Below are 20,426 nucleotides of genomic sequence, written 5' to 3'. Positions count from 1 at the left end.
ACCGTATTTGATTTCTATTATTTACAAATCGTAAGCTTATTATACTTTAATTCAAAACCAAGATTTTCATAAATCATTATATTTTCAACTCACCTTTTATTGGCTTTAACTTCGATACTTTTCAGGTTATTTTTGACCAACATAATTCATGATCTTTTCTTAAACCGATTATTAATATACAATATTACACTTTAATCCAATTTGTCAGAAATAAGATCTATCAGTTTTTCACTTATTTTCAAGATTAGTAAAAATGCAAAAAAGAAAGAAATTACAACGTACTAATCTTAAAAACAGAAGAATATTACATAATATTATAAAAACAAATTAGAAGCACAAGTATTTTTGTAAGTTTTTATTTAAAATTAATTTGTATTTTTATCAAAGTCGTATCCGAAAAACTTATAGAGTAGGAAATCCAAAAAACAAATTACCTATGAAAAAATTACAAGAATTATCAAAATCACAAAAATTATCTAAAGAAGAATTGAAATCAATTAATGCCGGTAATGGTACTCCTTGCATACCATGGCCACTATGCAACGGTCAAGAAGCTACTTTTGAAACCATAAACTCATGTGGTTGGTATTTATACCGAACAGCATCAAACAGTATTTGTATGGAATACGGAGCTGTATAATCAGCAGCTTTTTATAAGTATTTAACTCAAAAACAATTAGTGTTTATATCAAAGTGGCATCCGAAAAACTTATAGAGTAGGAAAATCCAAAAAACAAATTACCTATGAAAAATTTACAAAAATTATCAGAATTGCAAAAACTATCAAAAGAAGAATTGAAATCAATCAACGGTGGAGCTGTAAAATGTGTACCATATCCGATATGTGCAGGTGACGAAGTTTCTTATTTTGGAAGAAACATTTGTGGCTGGTATTTATACAAAACAGCATCAGATAGCATCTGTATGGAATACAATTTGTAACAACATAAATCAATTTATTAAAACTGCTATCTTATCAATAGCAGTTTTTTTTATGTTCGCTTTTTACAGCGCTGGAAAGTCTACTTATAAATCGTAAACTTATTATGCGTTAATCCAAAACCAAGATTTTCGTAAATCAGCACGTTTTCTACTCGTCTTTTATTTGTTGTAACCTCGATGCTTTTCAGGTTATTTTGATCAGCATAATTCATGATTTTTTCGATCAATTGTTTTCCAACGCCTTGACCGCGATATTTCTGATGGATAAAAAACTCCTGAATTTCGCCAACTAATCCGCAATGATGAAGAAGATTTTGAGTATGAAAACTAATAAAACCTAAACCTTCGTTTTCATTTTTGGCAATTAGATAAACATTCTTTGAATTCGAAATGTTTTCACTGAATATTCCCGTGAAAATTTCAAAATCCAAAACTTCATTTTCGAGTTCGCAGATTGCTTTGTACACAAAATCTAAGTCTTGTTTTTCTACTTTTCTAATTTCAACTTTTGATTCCATAATCTTTTATAAATTACCGTAAACTACAATATATTCAGCGTAAACTAATTTATCGTTTAACCAATTTATTGTTTCCATTAAAAAAGCTTTCTCTTTTTCATTTTCATTTTTGATAAGTTTTATTTTTTCAACAATCAATCTGATCGTTTTATGATCAAAAAAATTATTTCCAGTATTATCAAATTCATCTTCAATTATATCATTCCAAGGATTTCGCAAAGGAAAAACCGATTGAAACTCTTTCAAAATAAGATCAAAATCTTCCGTTGGAATAAAAACATCATTTCGCTTGACCGTTTTATAGAATTCACCTTCTCCGTTTTCAGGCCATAAAATAAAACCAATTTTAGAATCTGTTGTTTTTCCTGTTGTTATAGTAATTGGCTTTTGATTAATTCTTTCGACCGCTTTTATAACATCGTAATTACATAACTCATAATTCTCTTTTGCAATATCATAACCACATTCTGCTTTTATACTGATTGTCTGAATATTATCGTTATGAAATTCCCGTTCACATAATGCAATATCACCATTGTTTTTTCTAAGAAGTTCGACAGCAACGTTTAATGGAATCGAAATTGTATTTCTTAGTATTTTTAATTTTTCATTGTCCATAATGCAAATCTAATCTCTTGAATTCTTTCGTCAATTTTACAATTAGCTAATATCAGTCAATTTCAAAATTTTACCCTCTGAAATCTCAAAAACAGATTTTCCTTTCAAGTTTAATTCATCACCGGTTTTCATTCCGTTAGGGAAATCCATTGCCAAAACCGCATAATAATCAATTTCTATCTCGGTTTTGGATTCAAAATGATTGAATACAGTAATTGTTTGTACTCTGCTCGAAAAGTAAGATTTTGCATTTTCTGCCTGTTCTCTAAATTCATCTATTCCGATTAAAGTCATATTTACTTCACCATTCTGAATGTTTTCAAAAACAATATCATCAATAAAATCAGCAGTCATTTTATTAATATCAAATGTATTGTAACCTTCAACGTAATTCTTAATTACTCTTTCTCTTTCAATCATAATATTTTTGTTTTATACTAAATAATTATTCAAATCAAGACGTTCGAATTTAACCTTATATTTTCGAACATAATTATTCCATTCCGATATATTTCCTTCATTATTATAAACAGAAGCGGCATAATCAACCACTTCTTTACTAAAATGATTTCCAAAAACCGGATCAAGATTTCCTATTCCGGAATCAATTACACTTTTTAATATTGATGATTTATCAATTCCGTTTTCTTTACAAACCTTATCCAGCCATAATCCTTTACCGATTTTTATATATTCTTCGAGCAAATTTTCGGTAATAAATTCAGAAGGAACATCATTTATATTCGGTTCGTGTTTTCCGTTTTTAAATGTTGTTAAAATCAATTCTTCCGAATAAAATTCCTTTGGAATAAGCGAAATTAAGGTTCCGCTTTTCGCCGCTTTTAAGCAAAGTTCTTTTGTTATAAACTCATCCGGAATTTTCTGAATCGCAAATCCGTCTTTATCAACTAATCTTTCACAAAGTTCCTGCGTAATAAATTCCTTATTGACAAATGGCAAAGCATGAAATGTAGTATTCAAAGCCAAATCGCACAATTCTTTGGTTTTGAATTCAGGCGGAACTAACTTCAAATCTCTATAATTTGATTCAACTCTATATTCCCAATATGCAAAAGTTTTAGCAGCAGGATTACTTTGTTTCAAAACCAATTCGCCTTTTTCTAACTCCCGTTTTAATTCTTCAAAAGTTTCAATTAATGGATTATTCAGATGTTTGCGCAATTCTATCGAAATAATATCTTCATCAGAATCATCATCATATTCACAGTCATTTTTTGAGTCAAAATCATTTGCTCTGTCATTATAATAAAACAAATCGTTTTTTCGCTCAGCAAAAGTGGTGTAATGATCTTCGACTATAAAAACCGGAGAATCAATAACACCGGAACATTTAAAATTTCCGTGATTGTATGAAGTCATAACCACTTCTTTGGCTTTTACATTTCCGTTTATTTCGACATAAGAACCGCCTAATAATAAGCTTTGACAAGTTACATTTCCGCTAATAAAAACATAAGGTCCGTAATCTCCTTCTGCATTTATTATGGTTCCGTTTGTGAAGATATTTCCATTTACAAGAATTCCTTCGATCCTTATTGCATCAATTTCTTTTAAGGGCAGATTTAAAATATTCGAAAGCCATTTCTTTTGTTTTTCTTCATAAAGATCTAGATAAAAATCACCTTCATAATTTACATCCTGATTTGCTAAAAGAAAGAAATCGTCATCATTCCATTCTTCAAAATAATCAAATCCTTCATGATCCAATAGAAACGGATATTGCAATTTAACTTCTTTTATGGTTATTAATTTAAAAACTGAATTGTGCATTTTATTTTATTTTTTGAAACGAGTTGATTCATTTTTTTATTGATTTTCATTAATACATTCTAGAAAGATTTACGCTTCCATTACCAATCTTTTTCAATTCTTCAAGATCTGCCAACCATTCAATTTCAATAAATTTTGAGCAATCTTTTTTCATATCTTCTGCCCAATCAATTAAAATTGCTGCGCCTTCTTCTTTAATTTCGTCTTTAACAAACTGAAACGTTTTTTGTGCTCCAACAGGACTTTCTCCTCTCAAATCAAAAACAATATTTTTAGTTTTTGAGAAAACTGCGCTTAACGAAAGCCTCTTTTTTTGACTCGTATCGAGATTTTTCACCTTATCATTTCCGGTAAAACTATCAATTTCGAAAATCCTTGAAATCAATATACTTTTAGAATCTGCATTTCTTTTTAAATGTTCAAATACTGTAGTTGGATTAAACATTCTTTTAAACTTTGATTCTTTAAAAGATTCTGCAAAAGTCAAAGGCTTAAATATCTTTACATTTTCATGATTTGCGCTTCCAGTAAAAATAGCTGTTAATTGTATTTTCAAATTATCAAAATGCGCTCCGCCTTGCAAATAAATAATAACCAATTCACCTTCTCTTAATTCAAATGGCGGTATAAAATATTGACCCGTTTTTATTCCTTTACTTTCAATTATAAGTTCTTTCATTTTTATTCTTTATTAATTGGCCACTTTCTACAAAAAACTCATTTAACATTAAAAATCAATTACATACATTTTATTGCCATTATTTTTTTTATACCAAAACCAAATTGTTATTTCGAAAACGGTATTCTTTCAGCTCTTATATACTTTGTACATCGTTCTTTTAGATGATTTCCCCATTGTATTAATATCGCCGATCCATCGTTTTTAATTTCTTCTTTTACGATTTCTGCTGCATGTTCCATTCCTTGAAAATCTTGTGCTGCGAGATCAAAAATTATATTATTTGTTTTTGACAATACAGAATACAAGGTGAGCAATCTTCTTGGATTTCCTGCCAATGTATTAATTTTAATATTTTTATTAATCCAAGCCGTTTCATAAATCTTTTTCGCAAACTTATTCTTTCGATTTATATTTCTAAATAAATATTCACCGACAGTCATTGGAAAATACTTGTTTCTGAATTTTGATTCTCTAAAATGCTCCACATAAGTAAGCGATTTATGGACAATAACATTTTCATGTTTTACTTTTCCTGTAAAAAGAGCAATCATTTTATCTTCGATATCTATAGAATCAATGTGATTATCTAAATGAATTAGTATTAATTCGCCTTTTCTCAATTCAAATGGCGGTATAAAATATCGATTGGTTTTTATTCCTTTACTTTCGATTATTAGCTCATTCATTTTAATTTTATTCTTCTAAAATTACTCTTTGACTTTCTCTGCAAAGTATTGCAATTGCGATAAAAACAAAACTTAGATAAATCGCAATTGGAAATCCAAGCCCTAAGTGATAACTAACAATACTATCATAAAAAGGCAATATTTTTAAGGTTATCGCCGTCAGGATTGGCAATGAAAATAATACCCAAAATGCCACAAAATTATCCGGAAAAGAAAACAATCGTCTGAGAATAAAAAACAATAAAAAAGTAGTGGTCGCTATCGGAACTATAAAACCTATCCATTTGCTAGCGACCGAAATAGCGAATCCAATTGTCATCGTTAAAATAAAACTCAAAAGATTACCAAAAGTGAGAAAAAAGAATGTTGCCAAATATTCTCCTGATTTCGCTTTTGAAAAAAACCGTACCAATATAAAAGTCAAAATTACTATTGTACCAAAACTCGTCATCAATCCGCGATCATTTCCTCTGTCAATTTTGGCTGTAATAAACATCCAACTCCAAAAAAGTGAAAGCGAAACCAATAAAAAAATGGCACTTTGCTTAATTGTTAAATACTTAACTTCTGTATTTAGTTTCATCTTTTATAACCTTAAAATTTCTATTATCTGTTTTAAACTTTTTCTAATAACAACTCCATTATTGGCATAAATCGATCTTTAATAGAAGTCTCGATTTGCCCAATTTTTACAAACCCGAATTTAGAATAAAATTCTTCTGCATTTGGTTCCGAATCAAGAATCACTTTTTGAGCGTCTTCGTTTTTTATTCGAATAAGAAAATCATCCATTAATATTTTCCCGAATCCTTTGCCAATAAAATCAGGCAAAACAAAAAGGTTATCAAGTTTTATAGTATTTTCACTTTCGTGGAAGAATGAATAATATCCAATAATTTTATCGTTATCGACTAAATTAAAAACCGAATTCTTCTCGATATATTCTTTTGAAACCGTCAGGAATTGCGACCAATTTTCGATTTGTTCGTTTGAATATCCCCAATATGCTTTTGATTTTTTTGTTATTACGGTTAAGATTTCGTGGTCGTCTGGGTTTGCTTTTTGTATGGTCATTGCTTTCCTATAATTTATTTATAGATATCTAAAAACTCTCATTCATCTTTAATTTTCTAAACCCGACAGGTTTTAAAAACCTGTCGGGTTTAACGCGATAGTAAGAAAAATCAAATTTTATAATATCGGAAACAATTTACAAAATGTATCTCACAAACCAAGACTTGTTTTCTACCAAAACCAAAATGGTAACAGAATTTTAAATATCTTTGAACTATGAGCACAGAAATAAAACCAAAACATATTGGGCGCAACATAAGCCGAATTAGAGAGCTTAGAGATATGAAACAGGAAGCACTTGCGATTTCGATTGGCGTAAGTCAACAAACCATCTCGAGTATTGAAGGAAGCGAAAGCGTTGACGACGAAAAACTTAAAGCAATTGCCGAAGCATTAGGAGTTACGCCTGAAATAATAAAAAACTTTTCTGAAGATGCTGTTTTTAATATTATTGGAAATACATATAACGACAATGCTTCTTCTGCAATTAATTTAGGTTGCACTTTTAATCCATTTGATAAACTTCTTGAAGCTTTTGATAAAAATGAAAAACTTTATGAAAGATTGGTTGAAGCTGAAAAAGAAAAAGTTGCTCTTTTAGAAAAGTTACTTGATAAGAAATAATTTTTTAGAACGATATATTTTATAAAAAAACCGAAGTTTTATGGCTTCGGTTTTTTTATGGATTTGATTATTGTTCCGGGCACGGATTGCAAATTCGCGCTATTGTACAGATTTTATACGTAATAATATTTACTCCTTTTTAATCCATGTAGAGTTTATTCCATTTTTTGTTAAATCAGGATTTTTTTCTAGCAACCCTTTATCTCGTAATTTATAAAATACGCTTTTCATTGAGTCAGGTGATTTTATTCCTGTCAATTCTCTTGCCGTTTTGTTATGAATTTCGAAATTTGTCTCCAAATACTCCATTACTATTTTTTCTGGCGAAGCAAGTGGCTCATGGCTAATTATGACTATAACAGCATTATCAAGCTCTTTAATGATCGGTTTTTTGAGTCTTAATTCACTTACTTCATTAAATGCCGTGTTTAATCCCTCTCCAACATCTTTATTTGGTGGGTTTGGAAACTTATTTACCAGACGAACAAGATTTCCATTTCTCGCAAATTGTTCATCTAAAATATTCGCTTCAGTAACATGACCAGGAAGCGAACCTGGACTCAATATTTCGATTCGATTATCAAATATTCTTATATGTATATCAGAAGCTAAACTGTAATCTCTATGTAAAACAGCGTTTGTCGTAATTTCATGAAGAGCCTTATCTGGATATCGTAAATCTTCTAATCCCGTTTCCCTAAGAACTTTCTCTTCTTCAATTATTCGTTTAGTTGTTGCAACCGCTTCATATATTTGATTATAAATTGGCCCTTCAATTGATATTGGATCAAAAACAAGACTTTCTCTTGCTCCCTCTGCATCTTTAGTCTTATAACGATATATTTTTATTCCGCTTTGTTTTGGCAATGCAGCCTGAGGGATATCTGAATACAATAAGTTCGCCGCAACGGTTGGAAGATTATTTCTTATTAACAATTGTTTCCTCAACCAAGGAAGAGGCTCAATAGTTGGAACAACTTCTGTCATAAACTCATATATTATATATGAATCAGTAACTGATTCTAAAGGTATATTTAATGAAATATCTTCAAAACTTGCTAATCCTTTATCCAATTCAAGTCTTTTTAATTCTGCTTCAGTTGTAAGTTTTAAACTTTGTGCCGAACGTCTTTTGTAAACACTTCCATCAGATGCAGTAACTATATGAAGAGTCTTTTTAACGGATACTTGTAAAACTAGACCAGTTTCTTTTACATTTGAAAGAAATGAATATGAATAATAATCCCCAACAGGAAACAATTTTTCAAAAATTTGAATATGTCCATTTGCTTCTTCTTCATCGGCAAAACCTCTCCAACTTCTTACTTTTTTTCCATCAACATCATTTTCGTCTATACCAATATAAAGATCTCCTCCAACTGCATTAGAAAAAGCTGAAATTGTTTTGGTTAATTTAGCTGGTGAAATGTCTTTTGATTTCAGATCGTTAAAATGGTTTTCACTTAAAAGAAGAATTTTATCCTTTTGCTCATCAGTTATCTCTACTGTTTCTATCATTATTTTAGCATTTTTTTAAATTAACTTTCATTAATACATTATTAAAAAAATTTCACTTTTTCTATTAGAAGACCAATATACGAAATACCACAATTGAAAACCGTATCAATAATAAATTTCTTATGAAACTGAGTTGGCGTGAGGGATTAAGGCTGTATTCTCTTTATTCTATTACATAAATTAATTTAGGCGCTCCCGCATCATGTTCTGCAACGGCTAAATAAAACGGTTTTTTCAAGTTTAGTTTTTCAAATAAATTTTCCTGATCTGCTCTTTCAAATAATTTATTCATTTCTATTAATGCTGTTGCTTCAAAGAGTTCATAAATATTATTAACATCAAGAAAGTCGTCAAAGTTATCTTCTTCTCCTTGAATGTTCTCAGTTAAATGATATAATGTAGGCGAAACAAAAGCTGGTAAACAGGAAATATTATCTAAATATTCCATACGATCATCCATTATTTTAAGCTCTTGTAATTCTGAACCAGAATCATCAAAATCAATTGCAAAAGCTTCTAATTCTCCGCCATACAAACCGCCATGTTCAAAATAAATCATATTGAAACTTTTTTGAACATCATTATTATATTTTTCAGCAAACCAATAAGTATCAACGTTCGATTTCAAATCTTCAAACATCAAATTGATATTGTCTTTTCTATCCTGATTTTTCCATAAATCATAAAAAGCACGGTAGGTTTCATTTTCTGATTCTTCTAAATCTTCGGTGATATTTTTCTTAGCTTCCTTTTCAATTTCTTTTAAACCATTTAAGATTGAATTGTTAATTTTTGCCATGTTTCAAATTATAAATTAATCTTATTTAGAAAAAACATATCTGTAAGCCTTTTCATTATCTGCAAGTTCCCAGAATTTTTCTCCCAAAACTACACCAAGTTGTTTCCAAATAATTTCAGAAGTATCCTCAGCATAATCTTCAACATCAAGTTTTTCTCCTTCATTTGTCATTCTATCATCTTCAAATTCCATAATTACTCGCTTTTCTTCTCCATTTTCACAATACCCCAGATAAAATGCCATTGAAGTTTCTGAAAGCGCAAAAGTAAAAGTATTCACATTTTCAATTCCATACGATCTTGTGCACAAATCCATATTGACAAATAATATTGTGCCATTTTCACAAAAACTTACATCACAAATACCTTCTTCTTTCCAATTAGATGATGCCGTTACAAAGTCAATTTCTTCTGTTTTTTCCAATGTCCATCCCAATTCTTCCTGAAGTTCTTCGAATTTGTCTTTATAGTTTTTATTTATTGCAATTCCCGAAAAATTAAATCCCATATGATTCTTTAGTATTAAAATTATTAAAGACCACCAATATACAAAATACCAGAATCAACAAAATGTTTTTATTCTTCTAGAGAAAACAATAAATTTCTTTATGAAACCGAGTTCACGTGAGGGATTGAGATTCTAAGGTTCTGAGATTCTAAGTTCCCAAGATTTTCGCAATATTATCATTTCGACAGAGGAGAAATCACACGCGGGATTCAACAAAGATTGGCGACTTTGATTGTAGAGTTTCTAGTGTGATTTCTCATTCTTCGAAATGACAAAATTGTAGTAAAAAATAGATTCGACAAACCTAACAGGTTTTAAAAACCTGTTAGGTTTACTTTGCGGAACTATTTAAAATAACAAAATCATACAAATAAAAAATCTGCCGAATCTGCAAAATCTGCGAGAGAAAAAATCTCCAACAAATAAGAAAACTTTAATAAAGCAACTGTACGTCACTTATTCAAAAATCACTAATTTTGAAATTCGAAGTTCAAAACTCACATTATTATGAAATATCATCAAATAAACAGCGCTCTTTTTGTAAAAAATCGCAGAAAATTCACGGCAGAAATGAAACCTAATTCGGTTGCCGTTTTTAACTCAAATGACATTTACCCAGTTAGCGCAGATAGTACTTTGCCGTTTGCACAACACAGAGATATTTTTTATCTAAGTGGTGTTGATCAGGAAGAAAGTATTTTGCTTTTGTTTCCGGATGCGCCTTATGAAAGCCAAAAAGAAATTCTTTTCCTGAAAGAAACTAACGATCATATCGCGGTTTGGGAAGGTGAAAAACTAAGTAAAGAACGTGCTTTTCAGGTTTCGGGAATTAGAACGGTTTATTGGTTGCAGGATTTTCATAAAGTTTTGAACGAAATGATGACGTATGCAGATACGATGTACATTAACACAAACGAACATTATCGCGCAACTGTTGAAACTGAAACTCGCGAAGCTCGTTTTGTAAAATGGTGGAAAGAACGTTATCCAGCGCATAATGTGGCTAAAAGCAATCCGATTTTACAACGCATTCGTTCTGTAAAAGAAAGCGAAGAAATCGATTTGATTCAGCAAGCATGTGATATTACTGAGAAAGGTTTTCGTAGATTACTATCATTCGTGAAACCAAATGTTACTGAATACGAAATCGAAGCTGAATTGATTCACGAATTCATCCGTAACCGTTCTAAAGGTTTTGCTTATACACCAATTATTGCTTCGGGAAATAATGCGAATGTTTTGCATTATATCGAAAACAATCAGCAATGTAAAGCCGGAGATTTAATTTTGTTAGACGTTGCGGCAGAATATGCAAATTATTCAAGCGATATGACGAGAACGATTCCGGTTTCGGGAAGATTTTCTGAGCGTCAAAAAGCAGTTTATAATGCTGTTTTAAGAGTTAAAAATGAAGCTACAAAAATGTTGGCTCCCGGAACTCTTTGGAAACAATATCATATTGAAGTTGGTAAAATCATGACTTCGGAATTACTTGGTTTAGGATTAATCGATAAAGCCGATGTTCAGAACGAAAACCCGGAATGGCCAGCTTACAAAAAATATTTCATGCACGGAACTTCTCACCACATGGGACTTGACACGCACGATTATGGATTGCTTCACGAACCTATGAAAGCCAATATGGTTTTTACGGTTGAACCTGGAATTTATATTCCGGAGGAGAAATTCGGAATTCGTTTAGAAGACAATGTTGTCGTTCAGGAAAAAGGAGAACCTTTTAACTTGATGCGCAATATTCCAATTGAAGTTGATGAAATCGAAAGCTTAATGAACTCATAATTCCATAATGAAACAGATTTTTCTACTGGTTTTCCTAATGGTTTTTGGAAACACTTTTGCTCAAACCGAAGGTTATTCGACAAACAATGATTCGAGTAAAACGTATTATAAAGTATTCGGAAAAGGCGAACCACTTTTGATCATCAATGGCGGTCCGGGAATGAACAGTAATGGTTTTGAAAGTATGGCTAAAACTCTGGCCGAAACTCAGGAAACTATTATTTATGATCAACGCGGAACCGGTAAATCAAAATTAACAGCGCTGAATTCCAAAACTATTTCGATGAAAATAATGGCGGATGATATTGAGTCTTTAAGAAAACATCTGAAAATTAAAAAATGGAATATTCTTGGACATTCTTTTGGCGGAATGTTGGCGTCTTATTATGCGACAATTTATCCAAATAGCATTAATAAATTAGTTCTTTCATCGTCTGGCGGAGTTGATTTGACTTTGCTGAAAACAGAAAATCTTATCGAAAGAAATTTGACTAAAGTCGAAAAAGATTCTTTGGATTATTGGAATGCTAAAATTGCAAAAGGCGACACTTCACACACAGCCGCACTTGGCCGAGGAAGAGCTTTGGCGCCAGCTTATGTTTACGACCAGAAATATGTTCCAATTATCGCAGAAAGATTAACACAAGGAAATTCTAAAATAAACGGATTACTTTGGGATGATATGCAAAAAATCAAATTTGATTGTAAAGCAAAGCTGAAAACCTTCAAAAATCCTGTTCTGATTATTCAGGGAAAAGAAGATGTAATTAGCAATCAAATTGGAGAATTGGCGAATAAAACCTTTCCAAATTCAAAACTAATCTTACTTGAAAATTGCAGGCATTACGGATGGCTTGACGCAAAAGAAAAGTATTTTACGGATGTTAATTCCTTTTTAAAATCATAAAAAAAACAAAGCCCTTAATAGTATTAAGGGCTTTGTTTTTTTATATAAATCGATATTTATCCGATTTTTGAAATCTGAACATCCAATTGGAATTTGCCGTCAGCTTCGTTTCCGTTGATTAGTTCAAAAAGCTCTAAAGCTCTTCTTGCGTTTTTCTCCTCTTCTCTTTGCTCAGCCACATACCACATCATAAAATCTTCTGTAGCATAATCATTCTCAGCTCTACATTTTGCGATTACTTTATTGATTGCCTGAGTAACTGCAATTTCGTTTTGCAAAGCAATTTCAAATACTTCTCTAAAAGAAGCAAATTCTTGCTGCACTTCCGGAACAGATGGCGTAACTGCAATCCCTCCCATGTCTGTAATATATTTGAAAACTTTTAGAAAGTGCTCTCTTTCTTCTTCGGCTTGCTTGTACATATAAGATGCTGTATTTGCATAACCATTTCTATCTAACCATGCAGCCATAGCTAAATATTTATTAGAAGCATCGCTTTCTAATTTTGCCTGTAAGTTCAATATATTTTCGATTCCTTCAACTAATGAAGTACTTGTTCTTAGTAAATCTTTCATAATCTTTGTTTTTATCTATGTAAAATTACAAAAATTAAAGAAGGCAGCCCTAAACGCCTGAAAATTTGGATTTAATCTAAGTAAGAATCTAAATAAGCTCTACATTGACAGTATTACAAAGCAAAGAATGTAAAGTAAGGGTAAATTTTGTTCCGTTTAATAGATCTCTTAACTGCACTATTTCGCAGATAGTAAGGTTTCTGGAAAAATTTCTTTTGGTAGTTTCAATCAACTGTGCATCTGACTGATCAGATAAGTCATAAAGCATGTTAAGAATGTCAACGCTATTAACCTTTCTTTGAAAAATCAAAAAATCATGAATTTTATAACTTGACACCGTATCAACAAAATTGATAATTATACTATTGGTCAAATCACATTGATAACTGTATCCTTTTTCGGTTTCAAATAATACTTTGGTGGTCAAATCACTAACTAATGCCATTCTGATAAAATATATAACGATGCAAAAATATAGAATTTAAAGCAATAAAAAACATAATTAAGACTAATTTAAAATAACAAAATCTTTTAATGTTCTTAAAAACAGCTCAAGTACACTAAAATTTGTAACATTCTACAGAACTATTAGTCTAATTTTAAAACAAAAAACTTAAAAATCATGCAGGCACACGAAATAGATTATCAGATTTTTGGAGAAGAAATGCAGTATGTTGAAATAGAACTGGACCCACAGGAAATTGTAATTGCCGAAGCTGGCAGTTTTATGATGATGGAAAACAATATCCAGATGGAAACCATATTTGGAGACGGTTCTCAGCAACAGGAAACAGGTTTGTTTGGCAAACTTTTAAATGCAGGTAAAAGAGTTCTTACCGGCGAAAGCTTGTTTATGACAGCATTTTTAAACCAAGGCAACAGCAAAAGTAAAGTTTCATTTGCATCGCCATATCCCGGAAAAATCCTTCCGATTGATTTAAGAGAATTTCAAGGCAAGTTTATTTGCCAAAAAAGCTCCTTCTTATGTGCTGCCAAAGGCGTTTCTGTCGGAATAGAATTTTCGCAGAAACTAGGACGCGGTTTATTTGGTGGTGAAGGTTTTATTATGCAGAAACTTGAAGGAGACGGAATGGCATTTGTACATTCTGGCGGAACAATGGCAAAAAAAGTGTTGGGTCATGGCGAAGTCCTTAAAGTAGATACGGGATGTATTATTGGTTTTACCAAAGATGTAGATTATGATATTGAATTTATTGGCGGAATCAAGAATTCTATTTTTGGCGGCGAAGGATTATTTTATGCCTCTTTAAAAGGTCCTGGAACGGTTTACATACAGTCCTTGCCATTCTCCAGACTCGCTGACCGCATTATTGCATCGGCACCAAGATCTGGCGGAAACAGCCGCGACGAAGGCAGTCTTCTTGGCAGATTAGGAAATCTTTTAGATGGCGATAACCGATTTTAATTTTTACAGAACGGCCTTCAGAAATGAAGGCCTTTTTTTAACCATATAAGTAATTTCAGAAAATTTAAGTTAAAGCTTCGTCCACAATCTTGTCTAAAATGAACTTATATTTCTTATATGGTTTAACCTCCTTATCTTTGCACTTTAAATTTAAAATACCATTTTGAAAAACATTCTCTACAAAAACACCAAAATATCTTATACTGATTCAGGTTCCGGAACTGCAATTGTATTGCTTCATGGCTTTCTGGAAAACAAAAAAATGTGGCAGGAATATGTTACTTTGTTTTCAGAAAAACATCGCGTAATTACAATTGATTTATTAGGCCATGGCGAATCTGATTGTTTGGGATATGTTCATGCAATGGAAGATAATGCAAATGCTGTTCAGGAAGTTTTGAAACATTTAAAAATCGAAAAAGCAACTATTCTCGGACATTCTATGGGCGGATATGTTGGTTTGGCTTTCGCCGAATTATTCCCAAATAACATTCAGAAACTAGTTTTATTGAATTCAACTTCCAGAGAAGATACTCACGAAAAGAAATTAAACAGAACTCGCGCCATTAAAGCCGTTAAACAAAATGCTATAAACTTTGTTAGTCTGGCAATTGGAAATTTGTTTAGCGAAAACAACAGAACACGATTGGCCGATGAAATCGAAAAGGTAAAAGTACAAGCGCTAAAAACTCCGTTACAAGGAATTGTTGCTTCGCTTGAAGGAATGAAAATCAGAAAAGACAGAGAAGCTCTTTTACAGAGAAATCTATTTCCGGTTTTGTTGATTTTAGGAAAAGAAGATCCTGTTTTAAATTACAACGAAAGCATTTCTCAAATAGAAGACACAACCGCTGAACTTGTCTCATTTGATGATGGACACATGAGTCACATTGAAAACAAAGAAGAATTAAAAGCTATTTTATTAGACTTTTTTCAATAGATCAAATAAGACAAAAAGGCCATTTCAAAATACTATTGAAACGGCCTTTTCTCATTTTGTGGGGGCAAAATTAAAGCTTTGAAATAATGTCTTTTTTAAATTTAGCCAACGTTGCTCTTGTTAAACCAAGATTTGCTTTACTAGAATCAACCGCTAAATAAATAAAATATTTACCATCTTCAGAAACATCAATAATATGTATTTGATCTGATAGTGTAATTAAGATATCATTGATTTTTTGATCTAATCCCAACGCTTTAATTGCGTTTAATTTTGCTTTTACAACTTCCAGATTATAAGCAGATGCTAATTCCGGATCAAAATTTGGATTTAAAGAAAGTGAACAATAAGACATTCCTGTTTCAACCTCAGTTACCGAAACTGCAATGAATCCGTTAATGTTTTCTTTTAAGTCATTTTGAAAATTCTGTAAAAAATCTGACATGTTTAAATTATGGTTTAAATTAATTATTGAAAACAGTATCCATCTTGCGCAGCAAAAGACCCATTTTACTTATATCTTTAGAAAGTAAGGCAACACAATTGTCCTCTTCGTCTTTATTAGCAACCACAATGCCTTCTCGATTCTTAATCATAACTTGTTTAAGATCTCCATTATTAACATCTTCAGACATTTCTAAACACATTTTTAAGATCATTCCAATCATTGCGGCAACATTTCCGTCATATTCCAAATTAACTGATTCAAGCAAAACTCCATCTATATTAAAACTCAATCCAGACTCGGCTCCGGTCTCTTCAACAAGTGCATTTAGATCAATCATATTGTTATTTTATTTTTTAAGGGAATGGCCAAAGATATTTTTAAAAAATATAATTGTCCGATAAACACTTGTTAAAAAAAAGGCACACGTAACCGTTTGACCTACTTTTATTTATCACACAATGTTTCTTTATTTTTAAAATATAAAATATAAAAAATTGCAATAAAAAAAGAATATCTCTCTAAAAACAGAACAATATCATTCAGATAATTTAATTACTATCGCCGTATTTATCTTAACTCTTGTTTAGCGTAAGTTTTTCATAGATTTGCAAAAAAAATTAGCCCAATGAAAACTGTAGAAGAATTACGCTTTGACTTAAATGTAAAACTGATGAAATTTAGAAGATTTCGTTTTGAAAACGGAAGCATAAATACATCAAACATGGAAGAAAACCAAAAGAAAGGTTTTTTCAAAAAAATATTTAGCTAAAAACCATCTATAAAAAAGCAGAAGTTGTCAAATATCCTTTATCTACAAGTTCGCTCTTTTCCTTCAAAACATGTGTCTTACCTTCTTTAATCAAAACTAGCTGAGTTGCAATTTTGATTATACTTTGGTAATTATGATCAGTTATAATAATTCCTTTTTTAATCGAATTTGCTTTGATCATTTCGTTAACAACTTCGACCATTACGGGAGACAATCCATTGTATGGTTCGTCAAGCAAAATAAATTTTGCGGGATTAAAAAGTACCATTTTAATTTCCAGATACCGAAGTTCTCCACTAGACAAATGTCCAATTTTCTTCTCTAAAACAGATTGAATAAATTCATCATCGCAAAAAATCGTTCTATTTTGTTTATCGATTGAAAGCGAAATTACCTTTTTTACAGACAAATGATTTGGCACAGATTGTTCCTGGGGCAAATAACTAATTTGATTCGATAAATTGGCAGAATTATTCTTTGAAACGCCATCAATCCTGATACACTTTCCCGGAGCAGAAACAAGCCCAAAAATAATCTTCAGTAAAGTAGATTTCCCAGAACCATTGCGACCAAACAAACCTATGATATCTGAAGTTTCGCATTTCAGATAAACATCTGAAAGTATCACTCTTTCATTAAAACGTTTTTGGATTCCGTCAACTTCAAAAATATGTTTTTTCAAAATAATGTCTTTGTTAGAAAAATAATTAGACCAATTACAATTGTCACACAACAAGTCAGCAGATAACTAAAAATCAACATCTGTATTTTTGTAAGCCCATTATTGGTGTAAAATAAATACTCGTTTTTTCGATAAAGTTCTTTAAAACCAATACTCATAAAAAAACCAAAGCTCAAAAAATAAACAAAGAAATAATCAAAGCCACCAAACAAAACAGCCACAGCACAAACAACCAAATTAATCACTAAAGTGGATTTAAAAAATTCGAATATATTATTAAGTTTTCTAATCATTAGTCTGTTTTTTCTTCAAAAGGGATGTTCATATCAAAAATCTCCTTCAACAATATTACAATTTCTTCTATGTAATTGTTTAAGATTTCTTTTCCAACAACCGAGTTTAATTCTTTATCTTCTTTAAACCCAAACGGCAAAAATCCGGATTTTAGATTTTTAAACGAAATAATTCCAACTTCAACAGGAACTTCTCCAGCTTCTTGTTCAAACATAAAGGCATAAGCCAGAACCTGAATAATTTTATCGTTTTTAAGCTCCTGAGTCAATCCGTTCCATGATTTCAATATAACATTCGTCTTTTCTACTTTTCCGGTCTTATAATCGATAATTCTTATTTTTCCGTTACGTAACTCGATTCTGTCAACATTTCCCTTTATAAGAACAGGAAAAGGCAATTTTGGATGATTTAATTCTCGTTCGAATGTTTTCTCTAAAGCTATGATTTTAATTGCATCACCATTCTTGATTTCTTCTAACTCCATTCTCAGAAAATTAGAAACATTTCGTTTTGCAACTTCAAAAGCCAAAAGATTACGTCCTTTCTTGATTTCACCTTCTTTATACACCAATTTAAATTGTCTTAAAACTTCATCATCTAATAATTTAAAGCAATTTGAAATATCGGCTTCAGAAATAAACTTACCGATAAAAGGCTCATACAACGATTTTAAAGTTTCGTGAATTATGGTTCCCAAAGTGTTTAACGCAATATTTTCTTCAACCTCTTCAACTTCCCGGATTCGGAGTATTTTTTGAAAATAAAAATCAATCGGATTCCGAATATAACTTGTCAATGCAGAAGGTGAGAAACCGGCATTAGCAATTTCTTTCAAACGTTCCATAACCGCTTCTGACTTCGGAATTATCATTGGCTGATATGCCATTGTTGGCAAAATCGGATTGTAAATATCAAATGTAAGATTATGATTTCTTTGCTTTTCTACTTCCAACTGTGTGATAAAACGGCTTCGTTCTCCAGCATCCAATCCATCATTCTCCGTATTATAAATAAGATAAATATTTTTTGCCCTTTGCAATAAATGATAAAAGTGATAGGTATAAATAGCATCTTTTTCTTTAAAAGTTGGCAAACCCAATTCGCGTTTTACATCATAAGGTATAAATGAATTCTGAGATTTTCCCGCCGGGAACTTCCCTTCATTCATAGAAGTTACAATAACAGTATCAAAATCAAGAACACGACTTTCCAAAACTCCCATTATCTGTAAACCATGCAAAGGCTCTCCTTCAAAAGAAACTTCGGCGACATCTATAATCTGTTTATAAATAGCATGCAGCGTATCAATATTATCAATATAGTGATGCTGCGAATAATAATTAATAAGTTTGTTAATTACTTTGAAAACAGAGAAAACAAATGCTTTTGCAATTTTTTCTTCTTCATTATCATTGCTGAAATTCTCTTTTATTAAAAGTAAAAGTGCAGAGATATTTTCTAAAACTGCCATTGATCCATTTTCCCATTTCTTAAATAATACACCAAACAAAACCGAAGGACTTGAGTTAAGTTCCACAATCCGATTATGCGTAATGAATGTGTAGTTATTCTCTTTGATAATCTTCACCAGATTATTTGCTTTCGCATAAGGTTCGATCAAAGGATGCGTCAAAATATCCAGCACATCTTTATAATAAAAAACATAACTATCTCCTTTTCGGGAAAGTGCATTAGTATGCATTTTAAACAATTTCGCAATTAATATTTGGGATGGATTATTCTTGCCGGAATATCCCATTGTAATATTCAATGCTCCAACCGAAGCCGGCAATGCGTACAAAACAGGTAGTAACAGATTTTCTTCACCAAGTACAATCGCAACTTTATCAAGAGAAGTCGATGGATCATTATTGATTATATTTTCAATAATACTCCCTGCCAACTTTGCCTGACCAATAGTTTTGGGAGTTCCAATAACCTGAATATTTTTAGACTGCGAAAAGTCATCTACAATCCATTCAAAATGATTTGATTTATAATGTTTCCAGCTTTCTTTAAAACGGCGAACAAAAAGTCCTGCATCGTGATAAGGATCATTTAGAAAAGTCTGATCAACATCCCAATAAATTTTCGCCTGATCGAGTGCCAAAAGATGTTGTACAATTCTTTCTTCGGCAGCATTTAAGGCATTAAAACCTGCAAAAATAAAAGCCTTGTTTGAAACAGTATCCGAAAAATGGTTTAAATTATTCACAGCTTCTCTGTAAATCAAACCTTGATATCCAATTGCTTTATTCAGCAAATGATTGTATAGCGAATCATAATACAAAGGCAAAAGTTTCCAGAAGTCAATATAATTCTCCAGAAGTTGTGTTTTGTTTTCGACCTCGATACCCCATTTTTTAATATCTTCTATGTCTTTTAAGTAAGACAAAACATGAGACGGTTCTAAAAGATAACGATCAATCTCATTAAAATCCTGCAAAAGCGTCTTAGCCCAATTCGCAAATAACTCAAATGATTGTTGATGTTGTTTTTCTGTAATGGAAAGATAAACTTCGTAAAACTCAAATAAAAGTTCAATCGAGTCTATTGATCTAATCGATGCAACATCTTGTACAAAATCTTCAATACTAACAATTTCAGGAGCAAGAATTGTTGTTTTAGTTTCTTTTTTCAATGCTTCTATTAAAAAAACTTTAGCTCTTTTATTTGGCAAAATAATAGTTGTATCAGCAAGTTTTGCAGAATAATCCTGAATTACAACGGCAGCAATTTTTTCGAGAAAAGAAATATTTATCATTTGATAAAAATAAAAAAAGCCATTCAATTAAGAATGGCTTTTAGTATTTATTTAGAAAGTAA

Annotated in this window: 25 protein-coding genes; 8 read left to right on the top strand and 17 right to left on the bottom strand. The window is 31.2% G+C overall.

All coding sequences use genetic code 11. The annotated features are described in order from the left end of the window. Positions 1–436: 436 nt before the first annotated feature. Together C8C83_RS10885 and C8C83_RS10880 are read left to right on the top strand one after the other, a co-directional pair. A complete protein-coding gene (locus tag C8C83_RS10885) occupies positions 437–640 on the top strand; it encodes a hypothetical protein (RefSeq protein WP_132011744.1) in 204 nt (67 codons plus the stop codon). A 104-nt stretch (positions 641–744) separates the two neighbouring features. Then, a complete protein-coding gene (locus tag C8C83_RS10880) occupies positions 745–942 on the top strand; it encodes a bacteriocin (RefSeq protein WP_121328578.1) in 198 nt (65 codons plus the stop codon). Positions 943–1,022: 80 nt separating this feature from the next. Here C8C83_RS10880 and C8C83_RS10875 read toward each other — a convergent pair whose 3' ends face one another. The 8 genes from C8C83_RS10875 to C8C83_RS10840 form a co-directional block, all read right to left on the bottom strand. Beyond that, entirely contained in the window at positions 1,023–1,460 is a 438-nt protein-coding gene (locus tag C8C83_RS10875) for a GNAT family N-acetyltransferase (protein WP_121328576.1), read from the bottom strand. A gap of 6 nt (positions 1,461–1,466) precedes the next feature. After that, positions 1,467–2,078: a hypothetical protein gene (locus C8C83_RS10870; protein ID WP_121328574.1), complete on the bottom strand. Its 612-nt coding sequence runs from the start codon at positions 2,076–2,078 to the stop codon at positions 1,467–1,469. Between the two features lie 42 nt (positions 2,079–2,120). Next, positions 2,121–2,498, bottom strand: coding sequence for a nuclear transport factor 2 family protein (locus C8C83_RS10865; RefSeq protein ID WP_121328572.1), 378 nt, complete (start codon positions 2,496–2,498; stop codon positions 2,121–2,123). A gap of 12 nt (positions 2,499–2,510) precedes the next feature. Then, a complete protein-coding gene (locus C8C83_RS10860; protein ID WP_132011743.1) occupies positions 2,511–3,869 on the bottom strand; it encodes a polymer-forming cytoskeletal protein in 1,359 nt (452 codons plus the stop codon). 49 nt (positions 3,870–3,918) lie between these two features. Next, the gene (locus C8C83_RS10855; RefSeq protein ID WP_121328571.1) at positions 3,919–4,548 is read right to left on the bottom strand and encodes a hypothetical protein; all 630 of its coding nucleotides are present in this window, start codon (positions 4,546–4,548) and stop codon (positions 3,919–3,921) included. A 107-nt stretch (positions 4,549–4,655) separates the two neighbouring features. After that, entirely contained in the window at positions 4,656–5,237 is a 582-nt protein-coding gene (locus C8C83_RS10850; RefSeq protein ID WP_121328569.1) for a hypothetical protein, read from the bottom strand. Positions 5,238–5,244: 7 nt separating this feature from the next. Beyond that, entirely contained in the window at positions 5,245–5,820 is a 576-nt protein-coding gene (locus C8C83_RS10845; protein WP_121328568.1) for a hypothetical protein, read from the bottom strand. A 32-nt stretch (positions 5,821–5,852) separates the two neighbouring features. Next, positions 5,853–6,311, bottom strand: a complete 459-nt coding sequence (locus tag C8C83_RS10840) for a GNAT family N-acetyltransferase (RefSeq protein WP_121328566.1) — start codon at positions 6,309–6,311, stop codon at positions 5,853–5,855. Positions 6,312–6,527: 216 nt separating this feature from the next. Between C8C83_RS10840 and C8C83_RS10835 the strand changes: the two genes are divergently transcribed. After that, positions 6,528–6,935 carry a helix-turn-helix transcriptional regulator gene (locus tag C8C83_RS10835; RefSeq protein WP_121328564.1) on the top strand — a complete coding sequence of 136 codons (408 nt, stop codon included), beginning with the start codon at positions 6,528–6,530 and terminating at the stop codon, positions 6,933–6,935. Between the two features lie 129 nt (positions 6,936–7,064). On the opposite strand, the gene C8C83_RS10830 is transcribed toward C8C83_RS10835, so the two are convergent. From C8C83_RS10830 to C8C83_RS10820, 3 genes are all read right to left on the bottom strand, one after another. Further along, positions 7,065–8,453, bottom strand: coding sequence for an ATP-binding protein (locus tag C8C83_RS10830; RefSeq protein ID WP_121328562.1), 1,389 nt, complete (start codon positions 8,451–8,453; stop codon positions 7,065–7,067). A 163-nt stretch (positions 8,454–8,616) separates the two neighbouring features. Next, entirely contained in the window at positions 8,617–9,252 is a 636-nt protein-coding gene (locus tag C8C83_RS10825; protein ID WP_233566049.1) for a hypothetical protein, read from the bottom strand. A 21-nt stretch (positions 9,253–9,273) separates the two neighbouring features. Next, the gene (locus tag C8C83_RS10820; protein WP_121328561.1) at positions 9,274–9,759 is read right to left on the bottom strand and encodes a hypothetical protein; all 486 of its coding nucleotides are present in this window, start codon (positions 9,757–9,759) and stop codon (positions 9,274–9,276) included. Positions 9,760–10,266: 507 nt separating this feature from the next. Between C8C83_RS10820 and C8C83_RS10815 the strand changes: the two genes are divergently transcribed. Together C8C83_RS10815 and C8C83_RS10810 are read left to right on the top strand one after the other, a co-directional pair. Continuing rightward, the gene (locus C8C83_RS10815; protein ID WP_121328560.1) at positions 10,267–11,559 is read left to right on the top strand and encodes an aminopeptidase P family protein; all 1,293 of its coding nucleotides are present in this window, start codon (positions 10,267–10,269) and stop codon (positions 11,557–11,559) included. A 7-nt stretch (positions 11,560–11,566) separates the two neighbouring features. After that, a complete protein-coding gene (locus C8C83_RS10810) occupies positions 11,567–12,466 on the top strand; it encodes an alpha/beta fold hydrolase (RefSeq protein ID WP_121328559.1) in 900 nt (299 codons plus the stop codon). Positions 12,467–12,522: 56 nt separating this feature from the next. On the opposite strand, the gene C8C83_RS10805 is transcribed toward C8C83_RS10810, so the two are convergent. After that, positions 12,523–13,041, bottom strand: coding sequence for a ferritin (locus tag C8C83_RS10805; protein WP_099709807.1), 519 nt, complete (start codon positions 13,039–13,041; stop codon positions 12,523–12,525). A gap of 88 nt (positions 13,042–13,129) precedes the next feature. Further along, positions 13,130–13,486: a hypothetical protein gene (locus C8C83_RS10800; RefSeq protein ID WP_042565526.1), complete on the bottom strand. Its 357-nt coding sequence runs from the start codon at positions 13,484–13,486 to the stop codon at positions 13,130–13,132. A gap of 177 nt (positions 13,487–13,663) precedes the next feature. Between C8C83_RS10800 and C8C83_RS10795 the strand changes: the two genes are divergently transcribed. Both C8C83_RS10795 and C8C83_RS10790 read left to right on the top strand, forming a co-directional pair. Next, complete coding sequence (locus tag C8C83_RS10795; RefSeq protein WP_121328558.1) at positions 13,664–14,467, top strand: TIGR00266 family protein; 804 nt, start codon at positions 13,664–13,666, stop codon at positions 14,465–14,467. 163 nt (positions 14,468–14,630) lie between these two features. Next, positions 14,631–15,407, top strand: a complete 777-nt coding sequence (locus C8C83_RS10790; protein WP_121328557.1) for an alpha/beta hydrolase — start codon at positions 14,631–14,633, stop codon at positions 15,405–15,407. A gap of 70 nt (positions 15,408–15,477) precedes the next feature. On the opposite strand, the gene C8C83_RS10785 is transcribed toward C8C83_RS10790, so the two are convergent. Further along, positions 15,478–15,852 (bottom strand): hypothetical protein, encoded by a 375-nt coding sequence (locus tag C8C83_RS10785; protein ID WP_121328556.1) that lies wholly within the window; start codon positions 15,850–15,852, stop codon positions 15,478–15,480. A gap of 19 nt (positions 15,853–15,871) precedes the next feature. Beyond that, a complete protein-coding gene (locus tag C8C83_RS10780; protein WP_121328555.1) occupies positions 15,872–16,192 on the bottom strand; it encodes a hypothetical protein in 321 nt (106 codons plus the stop codon). Between the two features lie 288 nt (positions 16,193–16,480). Here C8C83_RS10780 and C8C83_RS27220 point away from each other — a divergent pair, with 288 nt between their 5' ends. Next, on the top strand, positions 16,481–16,624 hold the full coding sequence (locus C8C83_RS27220; protein WP_158598149.1) for a hypothetical protein: 144 nt from the start codon (positions 16,481–16,483) through the stop codon (positions 16,622–16,624). A 7-nt stretch (positions 16,625–16,631) separates the two neighbouring features. On the opposite strand, the gene C8C83_RS10775 is transcribed toward C8C83_RS27220, so the two are convergent. Both C8C83_RS10775 and C8C83_RS10770 read right to left on the bottom strand, forming a co-directional pair. Then, complete coding sequence (locus C8C83_RS10775; RefSeq protein ID WP_121328554.1) at positions 16,632–17,306, bottom strand: ATP-binding cassette domain-containing protein; 675 nt, start codon at positions 17,304–17,306, stop codon at positions 16,632–16,634. Between the two features lie 292 nt (positions 17,307–17,598). Further along, a complete protein-coding gene (locus C8C83_RS10770; RefSeq protein ID WP_121328550.1) occupies positions 17,599–20,364 on the bottom strand; it encodes a PD-(D/E)XK nuclease family protein in 2,766 nt (921 codons plus the stop codon). Between the last annotated feature and the right edge of the window lie 62 nt (positions 20,365–20,426).

Origin of the sequence: Flavobacterium sp. 90 (assembly GCF_004339525.1) — a bacterium.
Classification (GTDB): Bacteria; Bacteroidota; Bacteroidia; order Flavobacteriales; family Flavobacteriaceae; genus Flavobacterium.
The sequence above is the reverse complement of the archived record's forward strand: the minus strand, read 5'-3'. Positions and strand labels throughout refer to the sequence as shown.